The sequence below is a fragment of the Collinsella sp. Sow4_E3 genome (assembly GCF_052116285.1).
In the GTDB taxonomy this organism is placed as follows: domain Bacteria; phylum Actinomycetota; class Coriobacteriia; order Coriobacteriales; family Coriobacteriaceae; genus Collinsella.
Genome location: NZ_JBQKLJ010000083.1, coordinates 1 through 669 on the forward strand (window position 1 = coordinate 1; position 669 = coordinate 669).

The window sequence follows — 669 nt, forward strand, 5'->3', positions numbered from 1 at the left end:
CATCTCAGGCGAAGATATTGAATTATATTTTTTCAAGAAAAAATCCAAGGATATGGAACAAGAATAGAAAGGAGTGAACAAACAAAAAACCACTGCGGCAACAGTGGCATATCAAAAATTTTATACGTTAATTATAGCACAGAAAGGACGGTAACGCAATGGATGATATTGCTGAAAGCCTCATATCTCGCTTCATCAATCAGCTAAAAGTGAAGCTGGTCGAAGTGTTTGAAATATTTAACATTGAAGTAGCACTTCCTCTGATTCTTAACGGAAAACAGTGTAAGGATTTACTTGGAATATACAACGAAAAAGAATTTCAACGGGTTACGCATATCACTGGTTTCCCGGTAATAGACAAAGGAAAAGGCACTCACTTGCGCTACCCAAGAGATGCGGTTGTTGAGTGGATGAAAGAAAATTGGAGGGAATTGTAAATGAGTGAAATTATCGGTGGACTAGCAGTCCTTGGATTTATCGTGATGCTTAGCGCATCAAATGCTATCTTTGAAATTCGCAAGCTGGAGCGAGAGCGAAAAGAGCGGGATTTGGAAGCGCTGAAAGAACAAGAAGATTGGCTTCTGGTGCAAAAAGGGATTGCCATGGAACGTATGACTTTCTATCAGCAAGCTAAGGCAACTTTGGCTAAAGGTGTGTGTAAGGAGATTG

The 669-nt window shown here is 39.8% G+C and carries 2 protein-coding genes; both read left to right on the top strand.

Annotation, left to right across the window (positions count from 1 at the left end; translation table 11 throughout):
- Positions 1–158: 158 nt before the first annotated feature.
- Entirely contained in the window at positions 159–437 is a 279-nt protein-coding gene (locus ACTQ48_RS11340; protein WP_441571009.1) for a hypothetical protein, read from the top strand.
- Positions 438–669: hypothetical protein (locus ACTQ48_RS11345; RefSeq protein WP_441571011.1), on the top strand; the 232-nt coding region annotated here is incomplete at its 3' end.